Raw genomic sequence first — 2,324 nt, forward strand, 5'->3', positions numbered from 1 at the left:
CCGCCCTGCGCACGGCGCTCGGCGCCGATCCTGCCCCACCCTTCGAGCCACCGCCGCTGCCGCCGCTGGCCTGCCTGGAGCTTCCCCTGGCCGCGGCCTGGAGATCCCCCCGCGAGTTCGTGCCGCTGGAGCGGGCCTGCGGACGCATCGCCGCCGAGCCGCTCTGCCCTTATCCGCCCGGCATTCCACTGCTGATCCCCGGAGAACGGATCGACGCCAGCCGCGCCAGCTGGTTGCAGAGGCAGCGGCGGCTCTGGCCCGGCCAGATCGCTGATACGGTGGCGGTTGTGGCCGGATGAGACGGCAGATGGCGGAACCCGGCCACGATTCTCCGGGCTCGCACGCTGACCAGGACGGCAGCCGCTACCTCTGGGATTTCGTGACTCCGGGGCTGCCGGACAACGCCTTTGAAGATGCCCCGGGCTTCAGCCCCACCCCCCTGGAACTGCGGGTGATGCTGCTGGCACACCTGCGGCCGCGCGCCGATTCGCTGGTCTGGGACATCGGCGGCGGCACCGGTGCCCTGGCCCTGGAGATCGCCCGGCTGATGCCCGCGGGCGAAGTGCACACCCTGGAGCGGGATCCGGAGGCGATCGCCCTGCTGGAGCGCAACCGCCGACGCTTCGGGATCCCCAACCTCCACATCCACCCCGGCCAGGCCCCCACCGACCTCCACACCCTGCCGCCCCGTCCTGATCGGGTGGTGCTGGAGGTGGGGCGTCCCCTCGGTGAGGTGCTGCAGGCGGTGTGGCCATCACTCACCCCCAGCGGCCGGCTGGTGATCAGCACCACCAGCCTCGAGGGTCTGGTGGATGCCACCGACACCCTCACCCAGCTGCAGGCCCGCGACGTGCATGTGGTGCAGGCCACCGTGCACCGCATGCAGCGGCGCGGCAGCCAGGCGAAGCTGGCCGCGGCCGAGCCGCTGTTTCTGATCGCGGCCGAGCGCTGAAGGTCGGCCCCGACAATCGGCCGCCGCCCTCCTGCCTGTCCCTGCCATTCCCCCGTCTTGCTGCCGTCCCCCCGCACTGCCACCTCCCTGTCCCGGCTGCTGAGCGGTTGGGCGGCGGGGGGGTTCGGGCTGGTGGTGGTGCTGCTGGGCGGCTGGTGGTTCACCGTGGCCCTGGGCGTGATCGTGCATCTGGGGCTGCTGGAGTTCTTCCGCATGGCCCAGTTCAAGGGGATCCGGCCCGCCACCAAAACCACCCTGGTGGCCTGTCAGATCCTGCTGTTCACCACCATGGCCGCCACTGATGGCGGCGGCTGGCTGGCGGTCGACCTGTCAGCGGCGGTGCTGCCGGTGTCGGGGGCGGTGATCTGCGGCTGGTTGCTGTTGCAGCCGGTCACCGGCACGATCGCCGACATCGCCGCCTCGATCTTCGGGCTCTTTTATCTGGGCTTTCTGCCGAGCTACTGGATCAAGCTGCGCGAGCTAGCCGATCCGATGCTGGCCCCGAATCTGGCCTCAGCCCCGCCGCTGTTCACCCCCGGCATGGCGCTGATGCTGCTGGCCTGCCTGCTGATCGTGGCCACGGACATCGGCTCTTACATGATCGGTCGCCGCCTGGGCCGGCACCCCCTCTCGCCGATTTCCCCCGGCAAGACGGTGGAGGGAGCCCTGGGCGGAGTGGGCTGTGCCGTGCTGGTGGGTGTGCTCGGAGGCGTGCTGCTGGGCTGGCGCTGGGGCTGGCTGGTGGGGGGCGTGCTCGGCGGGGTCGTCGCTCTGTTCGCCCTGGTGGGCGATCTCACCGAATCGATGATGAAGCGGGATGCCGGTCTGAAAGATTCCGGTGATGCCATCCCCGGCCACGGCGGCATTCTGGATCGGATCGACAGTTACCTGTTCACCCCGGCGGTGGTGTATTCGCTGGTGAGCCTGGTGCTGCCGCTGCTCGACCGCTGAACCTCGCCCCGCTCATGACCGCACCACCCGACACCGCCGAAGCCTGCCGCCGGGCCCTGCTCGAGGCCCAGGCCCATCCACCGCCGCAGCGCCGGGATCTGCGGCCCGTGGTGGAGCAGCTGGAGCGGCTGCAGCCGGCGGATCTGGAACGGGACCGGGCCCTGCTGCGCGGGGTCTGGGAGCTGTTCTGGAGCAGCAGCTCCCAGCCCTGGCTGCGGGAGGCCCCCTGGCTGGAGAATCTGCAGGTGCTCGATCCGGAGGCCGGCCGGGCCATGAATCTGCTGCGGCTGCGGGGACCCCTGGGGGGAGTGGCGGCGATCAGCGTGGTGGCGGCCATCGCCGTCGAAGGCCGCCAGCGTGTGAGCGTGCGCTTCGAGCGGGGCGGCTGGATCGGCCCCACCCTGGGGGCCTGGCGCCCCGA

General features: G+C 71.2%; 3 protein-coding genes and 1 pseudogene. All 4 read left to right on the forward strand.

Annotation, left to right across the window (positions count from 1 at the left end; translation table 11 throughout):
- Window positions 1–299: pseudogene (locus VB716_RS00655) on the forward strand (lysine decarboxylase); the annotation flags it as partial.
- Window positions 300–307: 8 nt separating this feature from the next.
- Entirely contained in the window at window positions 308–952 is a 645-nt protein-coding gene (gene cbiT / locus VB716_RS00660) for a precorrin-6Y C5,15-methyltransferase subunit CbiT (protein WP_322757439.1), read from the forward strand.
- Between the two features lie 57 nt (window positions 953–1,009).
- The gene (locus VB716_RS00665; RefSeq protein ID WP_197153975.1) at window positions 1,010–1,903 is read left to right on the forward strand and encodes a phosphatidate cytidylyltransferase; all 894 of its coding nucleotides are present in this window, start codon (window positions 1,010–1,012) and stop codon (window positions 1,901–1,903) included.
- Between the two features lie 14 nt (window positions 1,904–1,917).
- Window positions 1,918–2,324: PAP/fibrillin family protein (locus VB716_RS00670; protein ID WP_323269455.1), on the forward strand; the 407-nt coding region annotated here is incomplete at its 3' end.

The sequence above is a fragment of the Synechococcus sp. CCY9201 genome (assembly GCF_034931105.1).
In the GTDB taxonomy this organism is placed as follows: Bacteria; Cyanobacteriota; Cyanobacteriia; order PCC-6307; family Cyanobiaceae; genus CBW1002.